The organism is Pseudoalteromonas rubra (assembly GCF_001482385.1).
Classification (GTDB): domain Bacteria; phylum Pseudomonadota; class Gammaproteobacteria; order Enterobacterales; family Alteromonadaceae; genus Pseudoalteromonas; species Pseudoalteromonas ardens.
This window is the reverse complement of sequence record NZ_CP013611.1, coordinates 3,019,378-3,038,603: the sequence shown is the minus strand read 5'-3', so window position 1 is coordinate 3,038,603 and position 19,226 is coordinate 3,019,378. Positions and strand designations below refer to the sequence as shown.

Sequence of the window (19,226 nt, the reverse complement as noted above, 5' to 3'; positions counted from 1 at the left end):
CGGTGAAGGGGCCGCCATGAACCTCTCTAAAAGCAATCGTAAAGTCGCCGTTATTGAGCGACAAAAAGATGTCGGGGGTGGCTGCGTGCATTGGGGAACTATTCCTTCTAAAGCACTGCGTCACTCTGTCAGTCGTTTGATTGAGTACAAATCGAATCCACTGTTTCGGTTTAGCGAACGTCCACAACGCCTGACGTTTCAGGATATTCTGCATCATGCCAGTAATGTGATCAGCAAACAGTCAAGCCTGCGCTCAAGCTTCTACGATCGCAACCGTATCCACCTCTATCAGGGCGATGCGACTTTTGTCGATGCACACACAATCCGGGTCCAACATCATGACGGGTCACAGGAACTGCTTACTGCGCAGACCATCGTCATTGCGACGGGTTCTCGCCCGTATCGTCCACCTGGCGTCGATTTCGCTCATCCACGCGTCTATGACAGTGATACGATTTTAGGTTTAACGCACAACCCACAGCGCGTACTGGTTTACGGTGCCGGGGTCATTGGCTGTGAGTATGCGTCTATATTTAAGGGCTTAGGTGCCAAAGTCGACCTCATCAATACCCGTGATCGACTGCTATCGTTTATGGATGATGAAATCTCCGATGCACTGAGCTACCACTTCTGGAACAGTGGTATCGTGATCCGACACAATGAAGAGTTTGCCAAGGTTGAAACCCAGGACACGGGCGTTGTGCTGCACCTTCAATCAGGTAAAAAGGTTAAAGCAGACTGTATTTTATGGGCCAACGGTAGAACTGGTAATACCGATTCACTCAATCTGGATGCCATTGGCCTCAAAGCAGACAGCCGCGGCCAGCTTAAAGTCAATGAACATTACCAGACAGAAATAGACAATGTATACGCCGTAGGTGACGTAATTGGGTATCCTAGTTTAGCCAGTGCCGCCTTTGATCAGGGCCGTATTGCGGCGCATGCGATTGTACACGGTAAGTGCGATGATCGCCTGATCACCGACATCCCAACTGGCATTTACACCATTCCGGAAATGAGTTCAGTGGGCAAAACCGAGCAACAGCTGACGGCAGCTAAAATCCCATACGAAGTGGGCCGGGCACAATTCAAACACCTGGCACGCTCGCAGATCACGGGTACTGAAGTTGGTTCACTAAAACTGCTATTTCACGCTGAAAGCAAAGAGATCCTCGGAATACACTGTTTTGGCGAGCGGGCATCCGAGATCATTCACATTGGTCAGGCCATCATGGAACAAAAGGGCAAAGGCAATAATGTTGAGTACTTCGTCAATACCACCTTTAACTACCCCACTATGGCCGAAGCATACCGAGTCGCTGCACTCAACGGATTAAACCGTTTATGTGACTAACCCGACTAAGCTTGAGTGCTGCGCCTTAAAAGCGCAGCGCTCCGCTCACACGCCACAGCTGCTCTACCTGACGCGTCGGTAAATTAAAATCGGCACGGTTTGCGACCTTAGACTCCAGATACTGAAACTCCATACCAACATGCCAGCGCTCGGAGATCTGCCAGCGACCTGTTACGGTTATCGCGCCCCCTTCACTGGTATTTGGATCGAAATCCCAAAAGTCACGATCTTTCACGTCGAATTGCTCCACCCGACCACTCACTCGATAATCCTGCCATTTATGGGTTAACAGTATAAACTGGCTGCTAAAGTCGTTATCAACGCCACGCCTGATACCCATCGCCGTATTGCCAGCCATCGCCTGCATGACCAGATGCGTGGCCCGGGTGATCTTAAAACGATAAGCCGCACTGTAAAACTTAGTATCCCAGGCATATTGCCCGGTCTGATAGTTCAATACACTTGGATCACCGTTATTATCATACCAATACAGTCTCAACGTGTGGCGCTTCTGATAATCCCAGTGTGCGCCGAGGTAATACCCAAAACGGCCATCGACCTCGGTAAAAGGCTCAGTTAGCCAGGACTGCTTAGCCAGAGGCGGTGCCTGTAGTGCGCTGATCGGTGCAAAAGGGGTGGTTTCATTAAACACGCTTTGCCTGTCGTGTATTGCCCAGCCCCGCCAGGCCAGCAAAGTACCGGCCGGATCATTTCCTTTGTACACTGCCCCCAGCAACTCCCAGTTATGGCCCGTGCGTTGCCTACGTGGCAGCCGGCTGTCACTGTGCTTATAGCTCACCTCAATACCAAAAGCCCGGATCTCCTCGCCCAGCCAGGTATTTATCGCGCTATAGCTATAGTTATACGGAGACGACCAGCCAATGTCGGGATTCTCCAGAGACATACGCGGGTAAAACCCACCCACCCGCGCTTGCCACTGGCGTGGGCCTTTGTTCAGGGTATGATACTGCGCAAATAATTCAGTAAACCCGAATTTGCTATCCGGATCGGGAACATATTGGGCACTGGCTAACAACGACCACTTGCTGCCCACTTCAGTGCGTATATCCAGCACGGCACGACTCAAGTTAAGTCGCTCAGAGTCGGCACCAAAGCGATTTACTGCCACGCCCCGGTTATACCAGGCTGCATATTCACTGTTATTTTGCCAACTTGCCTGAATTGCACCTTTGTACTGAAAGTCCTGTGCCTGTGCCGTGCTGATGGCCACAACAGTCAGCCCAATCAGTCCCAGCTTGTGAAGTTGTTTACTCATAGTCATCAAACTCATCACTGAAATCTTCCTGGAGCATACCAAGTGACTGCTGCAACTGAATATTCAGTTGTTCACCCAACTTGACGGCCGATAATGCATGACTTTCCGGACTGTCTAAATCCATAAACCCCTCGTGCCAGACTTTTAACGTCACGTCCTTGTGCTGCGCCGCGGGTATTGAAATGCGTGCAATACCCTGAGTATCCGTCACTGCAAAATGCGTAGAATCCACAACCAGAATATAACCCAACATCCAGTCATGGATGTTGCAACCCAACTCCACAGCCCCGGTTGCAGAAAACGTCAGGGCCTGAGGTTGATCCCGATACAGTTTGAACTCAAAGCGCTTGGCGGGAGAAAACGAATACACATGATGCAAAATAGAGTCATAGTTAGGGAATGACACTTCGGCCTGTTTTGGCACAATCAGTAAATGCGGCGTAAATGCGCGGTTTTTCTGGCCCATTTTATAACTGCGTGTGAGGACCCCCTGATCAGCAGCAAGCCCCTCTCCGGTGAGCCATACGGCCGCGCCGGGCAGTAACTCTCCCTCTTTGTCCCGCACCTGAACAGTGAGCTGCTCAGCGGCAGTTGCACAGGCAGAGATCAGAGTAACAGCAACCACAGTGATACTAAGAATATGCTTGAATTGAGTCATTGACTAAAAGCTCCTTGCGGTCTCGATTTAGTATAGGCCACAGATGTAGACCGGACGACCGTTAGTTTCCATTCATCGCATTTTCAAAGTGAATACGTATGCAGACAGTTCATACCCGAACAAAGATAACAGTAAGCTAAACATTCACTCACATTTGCAACCGAGATAGTTTATGCGATTAGTCTTCTGTGCAACAGGTGTTGCTGCCACACTCTTAGCCAGTTTATTTGCCACTGCAACACAGGCTGCGACATACAGCGTCAGCTCACCAGACGGTAAGCTCTCCTTTCAAGTCAGCGATGATAATACTCAGCCCAGTTACCAGATCACGTTTAATAACCGGGCCGTGATTGCCCCCTCAAGACTAGGGTTCGATTTTGCCCGTGCCCCCTCGCTACGCGATGGATTGATCATCAGCAAAACGCAGCGCAACAGCGTGGATGAACGCTGGCAACAGCCCTGGGGTGAAGCACGAGAAGTACACAACCATCACAATGAACTGCTTGTTACCCTGGCAAACAGTCAGTCTAAGCAGGCACAATATACCCTGAGAATACGCGCATTTAATGACGGTGTCGGCTTTCGCTACGAAGTAGCCCAGGATTCTGCTCGCTATATCACCAGAGAGCTGACTGAATTTGCCATCGCTGACAGTGACAAAGCACAGGCTTGGTGGATCCCAGCCCGCGGCTGGAACCGCTATGAATATACCTACAACACCACTGCACTCCATGATGCGGCCCATGTCCACACTCCATTCACATTGAAAAACAAAGACGGTGTGCACATCAGCATTCACGAAGCCGCACTGGTTGATTATGCCGCTATGACTCTAAACCAGCGTCGCCCAGGTACCTTTATCAGCGATCTGACCCCCTGGTCTGACGGCATTGCAGTAAAGACTAATGGCCAGTTCAAAACTCCCTGGCGCACCATTCAGGTTGGCGCTCAGGCAACTGATTTACTGAACTCTCGCCTCATTCTAAATCTGAATGAGCCCAATAAATTAGGTGATGTGTCCTGGGTAGAGCCAGGTAAATACCTCGGTATTTGGTGGGGCATGCACATCGGAAAAAACACCTGGGGCAGTGGTGAAAAGCATGGCGCGACTACAGAACGCACTAAAGAATACCTGAGTTTCGCAGCCGAGCATGGCTTCGATGGTGTGCTGGTAGAAGGCTGGAATACCGGCTGGGATGGCGACTGGTTCTTCAATGGTGATGTATTCAGCTTTACAGAAGCCTACCCGGATTTCGACTTGGATGCCATTGCTAAACATGGCGAACAAGTGGGTGCCCGCCTGATCGGTCACCACGAAACCTCAGGTAATGTCAGCAATTATCGCGACCAGATGGCAGATGCCTTTGCCCTGTACGAAAAAGCCGGTGTCCGTCAGGTTAAAACTGGCTATGTTGCCGATGGTGGCAATATCAAGCGCATTGATGAGCGCGGTCACGCCCGATTTGAATGGCACGACGGCCAATTTATGGTCAATGAATATCTGGACAATGTGAAACTGGCGGCCGAGCATAAGATCAGCATCAATACTCATGAACCAATTAAGGATACGGGGTTACGCCGCACTTACCCTAACTGGCTCACCCGAGAAGGCGCACGCGGCCAGGAGTTCAATGCCTGGGGCACACCGCCAAACCCACCAGAGCATACCACCATGCTAGCCTTTACCCGCATGTTGTCTGGCCCGATGGACTTTACACCGGGTATTTTCGATATGGGCTTTAACGGCCTCGGCGATAAAACCAATCGGCCACAAACCACGTTGGCCAAACAGCTGGCCCTGTATGTTGTGCTGTATAGCCCAGTGCAAATGGCAGCGGACCTGCCGGAAAACTATTTGGCAAAACCACAAGCCTTCCAATTTATTAAAGATGTCCCGGCGGACTGGGAACACAGTATCGCATTGGCAGGTGAAGTGGGCGACTATGTGGTCTTTGCCCGTAAAGAGCGCAAACGCGGTAAGTATTCAGGTAATGACTGGTATTTGGGTGCCATCACCGATGAACAGGCCAGAACCCTGACGGTGAAACTCGACTTCCTGGAACCTGGCCTGCAGTTTGAAGCACACATTTATCAAGATGGAGCAGATGCAGAATGGAAACACACTCCCTATGATCTGAGCATCCAAAAGCAGCGTGTCACGGCAAACGACACTTTAACACTGAAACTGGCCACCAGCGGTGGCACAGCAATTCGCTTTAAAGCCCTTTAAAACCTGCGTTATTTTGCCCTGACAAAGCCGCCCTGAGCAGGGCGGCTTTTTTTATCAGGCTGCCACTTTTTTCAGATGTGGCGTAATGAACTGACTGAGAATCAAAGAGCATCCAGCCAGGGCCGCACCAAAATAGAATACCAGCGATTGATCATATAGCCACACCACACCAAAACTCGCCGGGATCACCACCGCTGCAATGTGATTAATAGTAAAACTCACCCCGGCCGTGGCCGCAATATCCTCAGGCTGAGCGATTTTCTGAAAGTAGGTTTTGAGCGCAATCGCCATTGCGAAGAAAATGTGATCCACCACATACAGTACCGCAGCTATCTGTGCAGACTCGACCAGCGCATAACCTATAAAGACCAAAACCAAGCCTGAATACTCCAACGTCAGAGCCTTTTGTTCACCAATCCGGCTGATCATCTGGCCGATTTTTGGGGCGACAAAAATATTCACAACGTGATTGAGCATATACAGCGCCGTAATCTCTGCAACATCAAAACCAAACTTTTCTACCATCAGGAAACCGGCAAACACCATAAAGATTTGCCGACGGGCACCAGAGAAAAAGGTCAGAATGTAGTACAGGCTGTACTGTTTTCTTAGAATGAGTTTTTTATGCTGTGTTGCCTGCTGAACGAAGTGCGGGTGCGTCAGTGCCATAAACAAGGTCAATGCCAGTCCGGCACCGCCAAATAACAAGTACACCCATACATAATCGCTCGACAGCCAGGTAAATGCCACCCAGATGAGTCCGAAGGTCACCAAAGAGGCCATCGATTTTATCGACAGTAAACGGCCCAATTGCTCGGGCGCCTCTTCCTTACTGAACCACTGCAAGCTCAGCGATTGATTCAATGTTTCAAAGTAGTGGAATCCAATGGACATCAAGACCGTCGTAGCGTACAGGCCATAAATACTGGGGAAAAACCCTGTCAATGCCACGCCGATTGATAGCAAGCATAAACTAATCAAAGCGAAGGTTTGCTCCTTCAGCACCAGCAGCACAAACACGGCTGTAAAGGCCAGGAAACCTGGCACTTCACGCAGTGATTGCAACATACCAATATGCGCGCCAGTAAACGCAGCCTGCTCGATCGCAAAGTTATTAAGCAGCGCATTCCAGGCAGAAAACGTCATTGCCATGACAATGGTCGCCAGCACCATAAAGCTCATCGGCGAAGGCACAAAAAGTCGGGTCGGGTTTTTCATTCACAGTCCTTAAGCACATTGATTGCCGTTATCGGCCCGGTTAGTATATGAGCTGTTCACGCTGGCTAATATGGAAAATCATGACACAAAGTTTATCAAATCGGACAGATGCATCCTGGCGCAGTGTTTCCAGCCGGTTCAAGCGCAAGGTACTGGGCAGACCCATCTTCCCAAGGCCCACCACGATGCCTGCCAATGAGCATGTACGGCCCCATAGCCATCACTGGGGTCAGATCACCTACATCAGCGATTCAGTGATGACCATTTTCACACCACAAGGCACTTTCGTTATCCCACCGCAACAGGCTTTGTGGATCCCACCTAACGTGGAGCATGAGACTTTCTGCCGTTATGGCGGACACTTTCGTAGTGTCTATATTGATGAAAAATACGCTGCCATTTTGGGGGATCAAGCGAAGACCCTGGTAGTCGATGCACTGCTGAAAGAAATGATCCTGACTATCTGTACCTGGCCTGAGGATTATCTTCTCGACGACAAGACCGAGCGCTTTATCCAGGTGTTCATTGATAGATTAGAGCTGGCACCTACCAGTGCATTTTTCATACCCAAAGCCGATGACCATCGGCTGCTGCCAATTGTCAGTGAACTGTATTCGAACCCGGGCTGCGCACTTACTCTGGAACAGTGGGGTGAGCAGGTGGGCGCATCAGCCAGAACCCTTAATCGCCTGTTTCATAGAAGCTTTGCCATGAGTTTTAGTCAATGGAAGCAAAAGCTCAGAGCGCTGCGTGCGGTTGAAATGCTCACCGCGGGCGAAACCCAACAAGCCATCGCTTTGCAACTCGGGTTTGAGTCCAGCTCAGCATTCAACAGCGCATTTAAAAAGTTCTTCGGCACCACCCCTGGACAATATCTAAAGCGTTAAGGCTGGTTATTCAGATACAAGGCCTGTAATGGCCCCGTTTCCAGCCAGGCACGCATCAACCGACGCTGACTCAGCGAAAACATCTTCTGCTTGTTGTCGTAGACATTGGTATTCATAAAGTTCATCGTCAGATCTGCATTCACGCAATCAGTCTGCGCCAACCCATCACAGGTCAGGTGACGATGGGTATTTTGGTCATTCCATGGTGGATTTGTATGGCCAATTAAGCCCAGAAAGTGGCCCAGCTCATGCGTCAGTGTTTTACCCTGATCATAATTCGGCTCTCGAGGTGCAATGGTGCCAAACAGCCCCTGCTCTACCGACACCCCAATATAAGACTCAGGCGCAATGCCCGGGACATGTGCTCTGCCACCCAATACTGGCTCATTGAACCGGGTACGTGACATACCCACCCAGATATTAATATAACGATCCGTCGGCCAGGCATCCGATCCCCCGGCATCGCTGCGGGCAAAGGGATAACCCTCCAGCGCAAAGACACTCGTTGTGCCATCGACCCGCACGATCCCCGAATGAGGCTGGCCATCCGGATCTTTGTCAGCCAGAAAAAATTGGATCCCGGTGTCTGCAACAAAAGCGGAGTAGGTAGCGGGGATAGTTTCAATTTCGGCGTTATTTTTGCCACGGAAATGCAAATTAGTGGCCCGCAACTGAGATAAGATCTGCGCATCACTGATTTCAAAATAGCCATTATTCAGCACATGTACGACGACCGGTAACCGGATCCGTGTGAGTGCTTCAGGATCCGGCAGGTAAGGTAAAAATAACGCACTCACAGTGCAGGACCCCATCACCTCAGAAATACGATAACGACCTTCTGTTAGCGCCCCATTACAACCTCCGACGCGCTCCAGAATATGGTCACTGTTGGGTGTGAAGACAAACTCAGCCGCACTACCATAAGCCACCTGCTGAGTGCTGGTATCCACATTTCCACCTTGACTGACGGTTGCATCCAGGCGGTAACGAATAGGCGAAAAACGTGCAGTGACCTGACAGTTTTGTTCGACCCGCTCTACCTTGTAAGCCACGCCGGTGCGCTTGCCCGCGCAACCACTTAGCTCGGTCAGCTCATAACCCGCCTGGGGTTGCGCGACAAACTCAGCGGTTTTGCCTTTGCTAACCTTTAACTCTGCAGGTTCCAGCACCCCGCCCCCTGCACTGAGTGTTGAAACAGTCAGTAACTGCGGCGCTTCATTCGCCGGCGGATTATCATCACTGCCACCTGAGCACCCGGTCAACGCGCTCAGTGTCATCACCAGTATCCAGTGACCCTTCAAAATATAATTCATCGTTCCTTCTCCATTATCTTATGGCGTTGAAAAATCCAACAGCACCTAGCTTATTATAGGTACACTGTGCCGGTAAACTGTTATGTCACTGGTTAAAAATGTCGCAATTTGTTACTCGCACAGTAAACACTGGACAGACTTTGCGCAATTGAGCCGCCTGTGCTGTACAGTCACGTAAGAGGCAAGTACTCTGAGCCTCTTTCTTCGTTGTAACCTGTATGGGGTGTCATGAGCACAGCATTTTCACGCCGATTTACTACCTTGATCGACCAGTTTAGCGCCGGCAACAAACGCCAGTTTGCATTACTCACGGGTAAGTCTCCTTCACATATTTATCGTATTTGCCGTGGCCTGAGCCGTCCATCGGTGGCTTATCTGGAGCAGTTGTATAGTTTATTCAATATCGATTTGAACTGGTTGCTGACCGGCGAACAGCCCGTTGAGCAATCCGCAGTGACCGGCTCTGGGGACATGCTGATGGTGCCTAAGCTAGATGTCGAAGCCAGCGCAGGTTTTGGTAGCATAAATGGCAGTGAAGATATCACAGAGCAGTTTGCCCTGAATAAGCGCTGGCTCAGTACGCAACTGGGCGTGCACAGTGAACAGCTGGCGTTTGTCACCATTCGGGGCGACAGTATGCTGCCAACCTTGCAGCATGGTGACATGGTGCTGGTTGATTTAAGCCAGCGTGACGCGACCAAACGTGGTGTTTATGTACTGCAAACCGAAGATGGTCTGATGGCTAAGCGCCTACAACAACAACGAGATCATATTAGCGTAGTGAGTGATAACCCGGACTACCCAGCCTGGCAAATCCATGCCGAAAATGCCCAACAGCATGGTATTGCGGGCAGAATTGTCTGGTGCGGCCGCAGTATGTGATCTTCAAACAGCAAAAAGCCAGCGTATAAGCTGGCTTTTTTGAGATTGTGATCTGGCTGATTACGGGCGCGGGATAAAGCCCAGCGCATCGTATGCCGCTTTTAGCGTTTTCTCTGCACGAGCACCGGCTTTTTCTGCACCAGAGCGCATGATCTGATCCAGCAACGCCTGATCTTCACGGATCTCTTTAAAACGCGCCTGTATAGGCTCCAGCATAGCCACCACGGCATCGGCCGTGTCTTTTTTCAGATGACCATACATTTTATCTTCATACTCAGGTACCAGATCGGCCACATCACGCTTGGTCGCCACTGACAATAGCGTCAGCAGGTTAGATACGCCTGGCTTTTCTTCCCGGTCAAAGTAAATACGTGCTTGTTCGTCTGAATCCGTCACCGCTTTTTTCAGTTTTTTCTCAATCTTTTTCGGCTCATCCAGCAGCATAATATAGGCATTTGGATTATCGTCCGACTTAGACATTTTCTTCAATGGATCCTGCAAGCTCATCACCCGGGCACCCAGCTCTGGAATATACGGCTCAGGTACTTTGAACACATCACCATACAGGTTATTAAAACGTGTCGCGATATCACGTGTCAATTCAAGGTGCTGCTTCTGATCTTCACCCACCGGAACCTGATCAGCCTGATAAAGCAGAATATCTGCCGCTTGCAAAACCGGATAAGCAAACAAACCCACGTTAACATTGTTGGTGTTTTTCGCTGACTTGTCTTTAAACTGGGTCATGCGGTTGAGTTCGCCCATTTGTGCATAGCAGTTCAGTACCCAGCTTAACTGCGCATGCTCTGGCACCTGTGATTGCACGAACAACGCCGACTTTTCAGGGTCAATGCCACAGGCAGCATACAAAGCAACCCCATCTAAGACGCGATCACGCAGGACACTTGGCTCCTGACGTATGGTAATGGCGTGCAAATCAACCAGCATAAAGAAACAATCATGATCTTCCTGTAGCTTAAGCCACTGGTTAATGGCACCCACATAATTGCCTATTGTCATACCACCGGTTGGCTGAATGCCACTTAACACTACTGGTTTAGTCATTGTGTTCCCTTACTCCTAGTTTGATTTAAGGTTGATTTAAAATGGGGATTATATCCAAGAAGCCCTCACAGAGGTACTGTGGATTAAACTGGGCCAGATCCAGTCCTTGATTGTACCCATATTTGAGTGCAATCACAGGTATTTCAGCAGCATGAGCGGCCAAAATATCGCTTTTCGAATCGCCGACCATGATGGCCGTGTGTGGCTCGATGTTAAGTTGCTGACAGGCAGACAAAAGCGGCTCCGCTGCAGGCTTTTTCTGACCGTCATCACCACACACCACAACATCGAAATGTTGGCTGAGATTGAGGTTATCGAGGAGCTGTTCTGTAAACTCACGGCTCTTATTGGTTACGACGGCCTTGGGCACATGACTGAATGCAGCCAGTACCGTTTCAACATTGGCATAGAGCAAAGAGTATTGCCCAACCAGAGCCCGATAATGTCCAGCAAAACGGGTCTGTGCCTCAGCGACCACACGTGGCGGTAGCTCAGCGTTAACGTCATGATCACCACTTAAACCGCGCTGCACCAGCACATCGATGCCGTTGCCAACCCAGGTTAGCACCTGCGCACGGCTCACCACAGGGAAAGCCACTTCAGTTAACGTCAAATTGAGCGCCATATACAAGTCATGCGCACTGTCGACCAGCGTGCCATCGAGATCAAATAAAATACCCTGGTAGTGCATTAGCCCACCTTAGCGAGCTCAGAACGCATCGCATCAATGACCGTCCGGTAGTCTGGTTGATTGAAAATCGCCGAGCCAGCAACAAACATATCGGCCCCCGCGGCGGCTACCTCAGCAATATTGTCGACTTTAATGCCACCGTCCACCTCCAGGCGGATTTTACGACCACTGGCATCTATGCGCTCACGTACCTGTCGCAACTTATCCAGCGTCTGCGGGATAAAGCTCTGACCGCCAAAACCAGGATTAACTGACATCAGTAAGATTTGATCCACTTTGTCCATCACATAATCCAAATAATGTAATGGTGTTGCCGGATTAAGTACCAATCCAGCCTCACACCCATGTTCCTTAATCAAGCCGAGACTACGATCTATATGTTCACTGGCTTCAGGGTGGAAAGTGATGATATCTGCACCTGCTTTTGCAAACTCCGGGATCAGACTATCCACGGGTTTGATCATCAGATGCACATCAATTGGGGCAGTAATGCCATAATTGCGCAGTGCCTCACAGATCATCGGGCCAAACGTCAGATTCGGGACATAATGATTATCCATTACATCGAAGTGCACGACATCTGCGCCAGCATCTAAAACCCTAGCAACGTCTTCACCTAACCTTGCAAAATCGGCAGACAAAATAGATGGTGCAATTAAGAACTCAGAATTATTATTGTTCTGCGACATACTACCCCCCTGAAACAAAATGTCAGCGGCTACTGTAACTCATCTGAACGCTAAAAACACCTGATTGTTGGGCACAGGCAATTTGCGAGCAGCTGCCATTTTTGCAGGACAAAGCGATTGTTTAATAAACATACATAGTGTACTATTTAAAGATAACTGTTCACTGGGGATATGGTTATGTTAAGTCGGCTTAAAACACGGACGCTTTTGCTTACAGCTGCTTTAGTCTTATCTGCTGGCGTGGTTTCATTCAGCGGTGATGATGACTTGATCGAAAAAAATGAGATGTGTCAGTGCTCCACCACTCAGGTGAGTCAGCACGCGCCATCAAATTTATGTAAGTTGGAGTCACACACTAGTTGGTATGCCTGGTTAACTGGCGGCAGTAGTAATGCGCAGTTCCACTACCTTGATCTTCTGGAGCTATTACTTGGCTCGGGTGAAGAGCAAACGTCGAGTCAATTTTCGCAATTCTAATTGATACCAACACGCTTAATTACGCCTTTCATCAGGTGAGTCATTGAAGCGAGTTGGTATTCATACACTATACTGTTAGGTATCTCGTTGCACTTAGGAGCCAGGATGCCGTGACAGAACGATTCTTTATACTTATTCAAAGTGTACTTGCTGCGATGTTTGGTGTGCAAAGCCAGGCTAAATATCGTGTCGATTTCAGCCAAAAACACTTTTGGCCTTTTGCCTTACTGGCCGTGTGTTTTGTTATCGCACTGGTTATCGCCTTAGCCTGGTTTGTAAATGCCATTGTATTATGACGTGCCAGCCATTCAACGCGATTATTCGTGATATAAGGCCATCAGCTCATCAACCCGGTTGCGACCAGAGCCTTTAGGGCTAATGGTTCTTTTTACCTGGATCACATCCAGGTGAGCCTGGCTGTAAATCTTGCGCGTCAGCACCGTATCATGGTTGGATATCAGGACGGGTGTTTGCTGTTCAAAGGCGGCCTTTTCTGCCAGATTAGCGAGCTGCGCCTGATCGTCGAAGTTAAAACCCCCTTTGGCATAAGCGGTGAATGAGGCGGTTTTACTCAGCGGCACATAGGGCGGATCACAATACACGACCGCCTTCTTAGGAATGCGCCTAAAGACCTGCTCATAACTCAGACAGGTAAAGGTTGCCTGCTGTGCTTTTTCTGAAAAAAAGTACAGCTCATTTTCCGGAAAATAAGGGCGCTTATATTTACCAAAGGGCACGTTAAAAATGCCCTTCAGGTTATAACGACAAAGCCCGTTGTAGCCATGTCGGTTCATGTACAAAAACAGAATAGCCCGCTCATATACATCAACGCTTTCATTAAACTGCTGGCGATAGGCATAGTAGGCATCAGGATGATTATTCAGATCAACAAACAGCTTTCTGGCATCACTAATGAATTCGTCTGGTGTGCGTTGTAGCTCTTTGTACAGGTTAATCAGGTCTGCGTTAATGTCATTGAGTATATAGTGCTTAAAGTGACTATTGAGAAAGACAGATCCAGCCCCAACAAAGGGCTCCACCAGAGTTTCGGCCTCTTCATTTGCGGCTTGCAAGCGCTTGGTAATTTCTTCCACCAAGGCATATTTTCCACCTGCCCATTTTAAGAAAGCTCTGGTCTTTTTTTGCATGATCTGACTAGTTACCCCAAAGTAGCGCGATTCTACACTATTTTTGCGTTTGTGACTGTTGGATTTGTTGCTTAATTTGCACGATACGTTTAAAAAATGGCTGTCCTGCTAACACGGCTTCAGGTAATTCAGTCCGGGCCTGCTTCGCGTCATCTAAGGTTGCAAATGGCGCCAGGGTCACAAACCACCACGCCTTGCCTGCGCGCATAACCTGAGCAGTTCGGATCTGCGACAACTTATGTTGCTCGATATATCGCCGTGCCACAGACTCATCAGTCACAGCCAGCAGTTGAATTGTCCAGGCATTACTGTCTTGCGCCAAAAACCAGGCATTGTCAGATAAGCCTGAAACTGGATCCGGCTGTACCTGAGGTTCAGTAATAATGACCGGCTGTGGTGTTTCAACCTGTTCATTGATGTCCGTACGCTCAGCATCATTGCTCAAGATATCTGGTTGCGTCAGTACTTGCGCGACCGCTGCCGACGCATTAGGTTCAACTTGTGCATCTCTGTCAGGCTCGGCAGTGTGTTCAGCGACTTCTTCGCTTGTGTCGACTTGATACTCGTCCCCGCCAGTGTGGCTCAGGGTTAATGCGCCGAGTATGGATTGTACATCATGCTGCAAAGGAGCCTTAGTCTCGCTGCTTTCGGGTAGTTCTGTTAATGCCTGGGAAGCAGTCTGCGCGATTTCATCCGAGAGCGCCTCTTGCGTCGTCAGCACAGTCGGTTCAGGCAATACCTCAACCGAGGTTGCGCCAGCATCCTGTTGCAAACGCAATAAATCGGCCAAATCTTTTTGATAAAGCAATGCGACCAGAAACAAGGCCGTAATCACAACAAAGGCACCCAAAAACCCTTTCCACTGCCGGCTACTCATTGCTTGTTTGGATTTCAGCGTCAATTGATGCTGGTTTTGCTGCCATTCGAGCAAAATGCTGGGATTACCGCCCGCTTCACTCAAGAAGGTGCTGAATATAGGGTCTTCTGAAGGCGGTAACTCTGGAAAAAACATCGCCATCAGGCGGCGACTTTCCGTTAATGACAGAGACTCCAGATGAATATCCAGCGCTTCGGGCAATATCTTAGGGGCTTGTCCTGTTACCAGAATATATAAAGTGTCCGGGGCCTTTTTAGCCAGTAGCTGAAGCTCCTGGATCAGCTCATCACTCAGGTGACGTGCACCATCAATGACCCAGAGGCACGGACCACAGGGTTGCTCATTATACAGAACAAAGAAATTCTCACTTAAGGACAACTTATGGTCGACCAGCGGTGCGCGAAAGCTATTTTCTAACAGCTGCTGAACCAGCTCGGTGTCTTTGGTATGTGCTCCCAACTTAACAAAAGCTTTGCTAAAGTCAGGGTACTTGTCTGTGATGAAAGACTCAGCCAGGTAACTTTTGCCTAGCCCTGAGTTACCAACCAGGCAGATCAGGTTTTGTCCATACTCAAACTGCATTGCAATCCGGTCGACCAGAGCGGCACGACTCGGTAAGATTTGCGACTGCATCAGTGCCCTATTAGCTGGCCTAAGGTGTCATCAGATACGTCATCGACCAGCTGGCACTTGCCCAGACTGGTAGGTACGATAAAGCGGATCTTACCTTGTTTATTTTTCTTATCTTTACGCATGTGAGAGATAAACTGTGCCGTTGTCATCGATTTGGGCGGTGCAACTGGCAATTGATACATTTCTAGCAAAGCTGCGATACGCGCGACTTCATGCTCTGTTAACGCGCTTCTAAGTTGTGCCAGACGGGCCGCTAACATCATGCCCGCAGCGACCGCTTCACCGTGAAGCCATACGCCATAACCCATCTGCGCTTCAATTGCATGGCCAAACGTATGCCCCAGATTCAGCAACGCACGCAATCCTGCTTCTTTCTCATCTTGTGCGACAATGTCGGCTTTGATGACACAGCAACGATGGATCACTTGCATTAACAAGTCTGTGTCCAATTCATGCAAGGCCTTACCATTGTGCTCAAGTAGCGTCAGAAAATCTATGTCGTAAATCAGGCCGTACTTAATCACTTCAGCCATACCCGCTGCGAACTCGCGCGGTGGTAAACTCTTCAGTGTATTGGTATCAATAAACACCGCTTTAGGCTGATAGAAAGCACCTATCATATTTTTACCTAAAGGGTGGTTGACGGCTGTTTTGCCACCAACTGACGAATCTACTTGAGAGAGTAAGGTTGTCGGAATCTGAATAAATGGCACACCGCGCTGATAGCAGGCTGCGACAAAACCGGTCAGATCACCAACTACGCCGCCACCTAAAGCGATCAGACAGGTATCCCGACCACAGTTGTGCTCAAGCAAAAATGCGTTAATACGCTCAAACCACTCCAGGGATTTATATTGCTCCCCATCAGGAATACAAAAATGAAGCGGCGCTTTGCCCTCTAACTGCGTGAGTAATGTATCCAGATACAAAGGTGCAACAGTCTCGTTGCTGATGATGACGGGGCGCCCATTGCCAACATGCTGCAATAATCGCCCCTGATCGGTTAGAAGATCTTGGCCAATATAGATAGGATAGCTACGCTCGTTTAAATCTACTGTTAATTCAAGCATGTGCCGTCACCTCCTATCTAGCCTACATGTTTAGAAATCTAACTTCTCAATGATTTGATTAGCAACCACTTTGGCGCTTTGTTCATCTGTGCGTACAACGTGATCCGCCACTTCTTTATACAGTGGTTCACGTTCATCTGCCAGACGCACTAATACGTCGCGTGAATCTTCTTCTGTTTGTAGCAAAGGACGACGCTTATCGCGCTGGGTACGTGCTACTTGCTTCTCAATTGGGGTTTCAAGATAAACCACAATACCACGAGCAGATAGTTTGTTACGTACCTCTTTACTGATGACCGAGCCGCCGCCAGTAGCCAATACGATGCCTTGCTTTTCGGTAAGATCAGAAATCACGGTCTCTTCGCGACGACGAAACCCTTCTTCTCCTTCAATATCGAACACCCAGGAGATATCAGCACCAGTGCGGCGCTCGATTTCTTGATCTGAATCGAAGAACTCCAGATGTAATTGGTCCGCAATGTGACGACCAATCGTGCTCTTACCAGCCCCCATTGGGCCTACCAGAAATATATTACGTTTCTCAGCCATATCTTTTTAGTACAAACGAACTCTAAAATTTGAAATAAAACCCCGCCTAACGACCTGGCCCCAAAATTAAGGAGGGGATTATCTCAGCAATCAATGCGTGATTTCAAGTCAAAAGGCAACTTTCACGCCCATTATTGTTATTTTAGTCTGACTACAGTGAATCATGCATGATCTTAGGCGTCACAAAAATCAATAACTCTCTCTTTTCATTGATTTCTCGTGTGTTCCTAAATAGGACACCTAAGTAGGGTACATCTCCCAGTACAGGTACCTTGCTCACCGCATTGGTCATTTCCTGCTGATAAATGCCCCCTAACACAACCGTCTGACCATTTTCGACCAAGACCTGAGTCTGGATCCTTTGTGTATTTATCGCCACAGCCGGGCCATTGGCTGTTTGTACTGTATCACCCCGTGTGTCCTGGGTTATGACCAGATCCAAAATAATTTTATTATCCGGCGTTATTTGCGGTGTCACCTCTAAACTCAGCACCGCTTTTTTAAACTGAACGGTCGATGCACCACTGGAAGCCGATTCCACATAAGGGATCTCAGTACCCTGCTCGATCCGCGCCGTTTTCTGGTTTGCAGTCGTAACGCTGGGTGTTGCGATGATCTCACCCTTGTTCTCCTGCTCCAGCGCTGACAGCTCCAAATCTATCAAAGTCCCGTCTGACAGTTTAGCAATGTGCATGCCGATACTGCCTGCAGTTGAACCTTGTACCGGCAAATTCACATTCAGGCGCTCGGCTAGATCAGGGATAGTGCCTCCGGAGAGCTTATTGGTGGCCTCCAGAGAGCCCGAAATCGCATCTGTGCCTTGTTGATCACTGAACCCCCAGCGGATCCCCAAGTCTTCCTGAATGTTATCTGACACCGTAACCATACGCGATTCAATACGCACCTGCTTAACCGGCACATCCAGCGTCTCAACCATACGTCTCACGTTTTCAATGCTACGCGAAGTATCCTTAATCAGCAGAGTATTGGTCCGCTTATCCACAGAGACACTGCCACGCAGGCTGATGATGGAGTTTTCATCCGTTTTAAGTAAATCAGCAAATTCTTCTGCTTTAGCGTAATTAAGCTGAATGTATTCACTATATAAAGGCTCCAGCTCTTCAACCTGACGTTTTGCCTGCAACTCTTTTGCTTCTCTGGCGGCCAGCTCTTCAGACGGCGCCACCATCAAAATAGCCCCTTCCATGCGTTTATCAAGCCCTTTCACCCGTAACACCACATCCAGCGCCTGATCCCAGGGGACACCATCCAAGCGTAAGGTAATGTTGCCCGTAACCGAATCACTGGTGACCAGATTAAAGTTGTTAGTGTCGGCGATTATCTGCAACACAGAACGGATCGGGATATCCTGAAAGTTCAACGTGATCGGTTGTCCCTGATAATTTTTCGTATCCGCATACGAAAATTCCTGATCGTCTTTTTCTACTGTCAGGGTAAAGATGTTGTCTAATTGCTGATAATTGAACTTAAAAGCGTCATTAGGTTTGATCACCAAACGACTTTTTCCCTCTTCACGGAAGGTTTCAACCGTACTCACAATGGTGCCAAAATCAACCACATCCAGCTCATATAATAACTCATCCGGGATGGCAATATGATGAAAGTCAGCGTAAATCTGCCCGCCTCGCTCCTGCACATCGAGCGCCGCTTGACTGGAATCCAGAAAGGCCAGGATCTGAGCGGCACCTTTATCTGTGCGACGGAAATCAATATTTTGGATCCGATTCATCTCGCTGTGCAGCGTATCAGGTTGCGCATCCTCGCTGGAAACTGGAATTGGCTGATCTGAAACTTTGATGTAAACCAGATTATTTTTAACCTCAGTGCGATAGAGTTTAAGTGCAGACATTTCAACACTCAGCACAAATCCGCCCTGTTCCATCCTGTTCTTGATCCGCTCAATCCCGGCTTGGTTCACTTTGAGCAGTTCCAGGCTTTCTTCATATTCAGCATCCGGGAAAAACAACTCTATACGTGCCGGCTCATTCAGCACCTGCACTTTAGGTTCAATCGCCAGCTTTTCGTCAAACACAAGCTGTAGCTCAGTTTCTCCGCTTGGCACCGGGTTATAACGCACATCGTACAGCATAGGCATTGCCTGGGCGAGCAACGCTGTGCCCATTAAAATGCCACCCATCAGAGTTTTCACAACGTGTTTGATCCCGTCGCGCGCAATCATATTTTCACC

The 19,226-nt window shown here is 49.0% G+C and carries 18 protein-coding genes; 6 read left to right on the top strand and 12 right to left on the bottom strand.

The window, feature by feature from the left end; genetic code table 11:
• Positions 1-16: 16 nt before the first annotated feature.
• On the top strand, positions 17-1,354 hold the full coding sequence (gene sthA, locus AT705_RS13145; protein ID WP_237113828.1) for a Si-specific NAD(P)(+) transhydrogenase: 1,338 nt from the start codon (positions 17-19) through the stop codon (positions 1,352-1,354).
• Positions 1,355-1,379: 25 nt separating this feature from the next.
• Here the strand turns inward: sthA and AT705_RS13140 are convergent, their stop codons facing one another.
• Positions 1,380-2,630 (bottom strand): hypothetical protein, encoded by a 1,251-nt coding sequence (locus AT705_RS13140; protein ID WP_058796930.1) that lies wholly within the window; start codon positions 2,628-2,630, stop codon positions 1,380-1,382.
• Entirely contained in the window at positions 2,623-3,288 is a 666-nt protein-coding gene (locus tag AT705_RS13135; protein WP_058796929.1) for a methylamine utilization protein, read from the bottom strand. The genes AT705_RS13140 and AT705_RS13135 overlap by 8 nt, the downstream gene beginning before the upstream one ends.
• 172 nt (positions 3,289-3,460) lie before the next feature.
• Between AT705_RS13135 and AT705_RS13130 the strand changes: the two genes are divergently transcribed.
• A complete protein-coding gene (locus AT705_RS13130; RefSeq protein WP_058796928.1) occupies positions 3,461-5,518 on the top strand; it encodes a glycoside hydrolase family 97 protein in 2,058 nt (685 codons plus the stop codon).
• Positions 5,519-5,572: 54 nt separating this feature from the next.
• Here AT705_RS13130 and AT705_RS13125 read toward each other — a convergent pair whose 3' ends face one another.
• Entirely contained in the window at positions 5,573-6,736 is a 1,164-nt protein-coding gene (locus AT705_RS13125) for an MFS transporter (protein WP_058796927.1), read from the bottom strand.
• Positions 6,737-6,816: 80 nt separating this feature from the next.
• Between AT705_RS13125 and AT705_RS13120 the strand changes: the two genes are divergently transcribed.
• Positions 6,817-7,623, top strand: a complete 807-nt coding sequence (locus tag AT705_RS13120) for an AraC family transcriptional regulator (protein ID WP_058796926.1) — start codon at positions 6,817-6,819, stop codon at positions 7,621-7,623.
• Here AT705_RS13120 and AT705_RS13115 read toward each other — a convergent pair.
• The gene (locus tag AT705_RS13115; RefSeq protein ID WP_058796925.1) at positions 7,620-8,936 is read right to left on the bottom strand and encodes an InlB B-repeat-containing protein; all 1,317 of its coding nucleotides are present in this window, start codon (positions 8,934-8,936) and stop codon (positions 7,620-7,622) included. The genes AT705_RS13120 and AT705_RS13115 overlap by 4 nt on opposite strands.
• 228 nt (positions 8,937-9,164) lie before the next feature.
• On the opposite strand from AT705_RS13115, the gene AT705_RS13110 reads away from it, so the two are divergent.
• The gene (locus tag AT705_RS13110; protein WP_058796924.1) at positions 9,165-9,818 is read left to right on the top strand and encodes an XRE family transcriptional regulator; all 654 of its coding nucleotides are present in this window, start codon (positions 9,165-9,167) and stop codon (positions 9,816-9,818) included.
• A gap of 60 nt (positions 9,819-9,878) precedes the next feature.
• On the opposite strand, the gene trpS is transcribed toward AT705_RS13110, so the two are convergent.
• The 3 genes from trpS to rpe are packed head-to-tail and all read right to left on the bottom strand — an operon-like array spanning position 9,879 to position 12,263.
• Positions 9,879-10,883: a tryptophan--tRNA ligase gene (trpS, locus tag AT705_RS13105; protein ID WP_058796923.1), complete on the bottom strand. Its 1,005-nt coding sequence runs from the start codon at positions 10,881-10,883 to the stop codon at positions 9,879-9,881.
• A 25-nt stretch (positions 10,884-10,908) separates the two neighbouring features.
• Positions 10,909-11,574, bottom strand: a complete 666-nt coding sequence (locus AT705_RS13100) for an HAD-IA family hydrolase (protein ID WP_058796922.1) — start codon at positions 11,572-11,574, stop codon at positions 10,909-10,911.
• Entirely contained in the window at positions 11,574-12,263 is a 690-nt protein-coding gene (gene rpe / locus AT705_RS13095) for a ribulose-phosphate 3-epimerase (protein ID WP_058796921.1), read from the bottom strand. Before rpe ends, AT705_RS13100 begins: the two co-directional genes overlap by 1 nt.
• 177 nt (positions 12,264-12,440) lie before the next feature.
• Between rpe and AT705_RS13090 the strand changes: the two genes are divergently transcribed.
• Both AT705_RS13090 and AT705_RS13085 read left to right on the top strand, forming a co-directional pair.
• Positions 12,441-12,740, top strand: a complete 300-nt coding sequence (locus AT705_RS13090; RefSeq protein ID WP_058796920.1) for a hypothetical protein — start codon at positions 12,441-12,443, stop codon at positions 12,738-12,740.
• A 110-nt stretch (positions 12,741-12,850) separates the two neighbouring features.
• Complete coding sequence (locus AT705_RS13085; protein ID WP_058796919.1) at positions 12,851-13,036, top strand: DUF2970 domain-containing protein; 186 nt, start codon at positions 12,851-12,853, stop codon at positions 13,034-13,036.
• Positions 13,037-13,057: 21 nt separating this feature from the next.
• Here the strand turns inward: AT705_RS13085 and AT705_RS13080 are convergent, their stop codons facing one another.
• From AT705_RS13080 to AT705_RS13060, 5 genes are all read right to left on the bottom strand, one after another.
• Positions 13,058-13,888: a Dam family site-specific DNA-(adenine-N6)-methyltransferase gene (locus tag AT705_RS13080; protein ID WP_010386213.1), complete on the bottom strand. Its 831-nt coding sequence runs from the start codon at positions 13,886-13,888 to the stop codon at positions 13,058-13,060.
• Between the two features lie 37 nt (positions 13,889-13,925).
• Positions 13,926-15,398 (bottom strand): SPOR domain-containing protein, encoded by a 1,473-nt coding sequence (locus AT705_RS13075; RefSeq protein ID WP_058796918.1) that lies wholly within the window; start codon positions 15,396-15,398, stop codon positions 13,926-13,928.
• Positions 15,398-16,468 carry a 3-dehydroquinate synthase gene (gene aroB, locus AT705_RS13070; protein WP_058796917.1) on the bottom strand — a complete coding sequence of 357 codons (1,071 nt, stop codon included), beginning with the start codon at positions 16,466-16,468 and terminating at the stop codon, positions 15,398-15,400. Before aroB ends, AT705_RS13075 begins: the two co-directional genes overlap by 1 nt.
• Positions 16,469-16,498: 30 nt before the next feature.
• The gene (aroK, locus tag AT705_RS13065) at positions 16,499-17,017 is read right to left on the bottom strand and encodes a shikimate kinase AroK (protein WP_010386209.1); all 519 of its coding nucleotides are present in this window, start codon (positions 17,015-17,017) and stop codon (positions 16,499-16,501) included.
• A 151-nt stretch (positions 17,018-17,168) separates the two neighbouring features.
• The gene (locus AT705_RS13060) at positions 17,169-19,217 is read right to left on the bottom strand and encodes a type IV pilus secretin PilQ (RefSeq protein ID WP_058796916.1); all 2,049 of its coding nucleotides are present in this window, start codon (positions 19,215-19,217) and stop codon (positions 17,169-17,171) included.
• Positions 19,218-19,226: the final 9 nt, after the last annotated feature.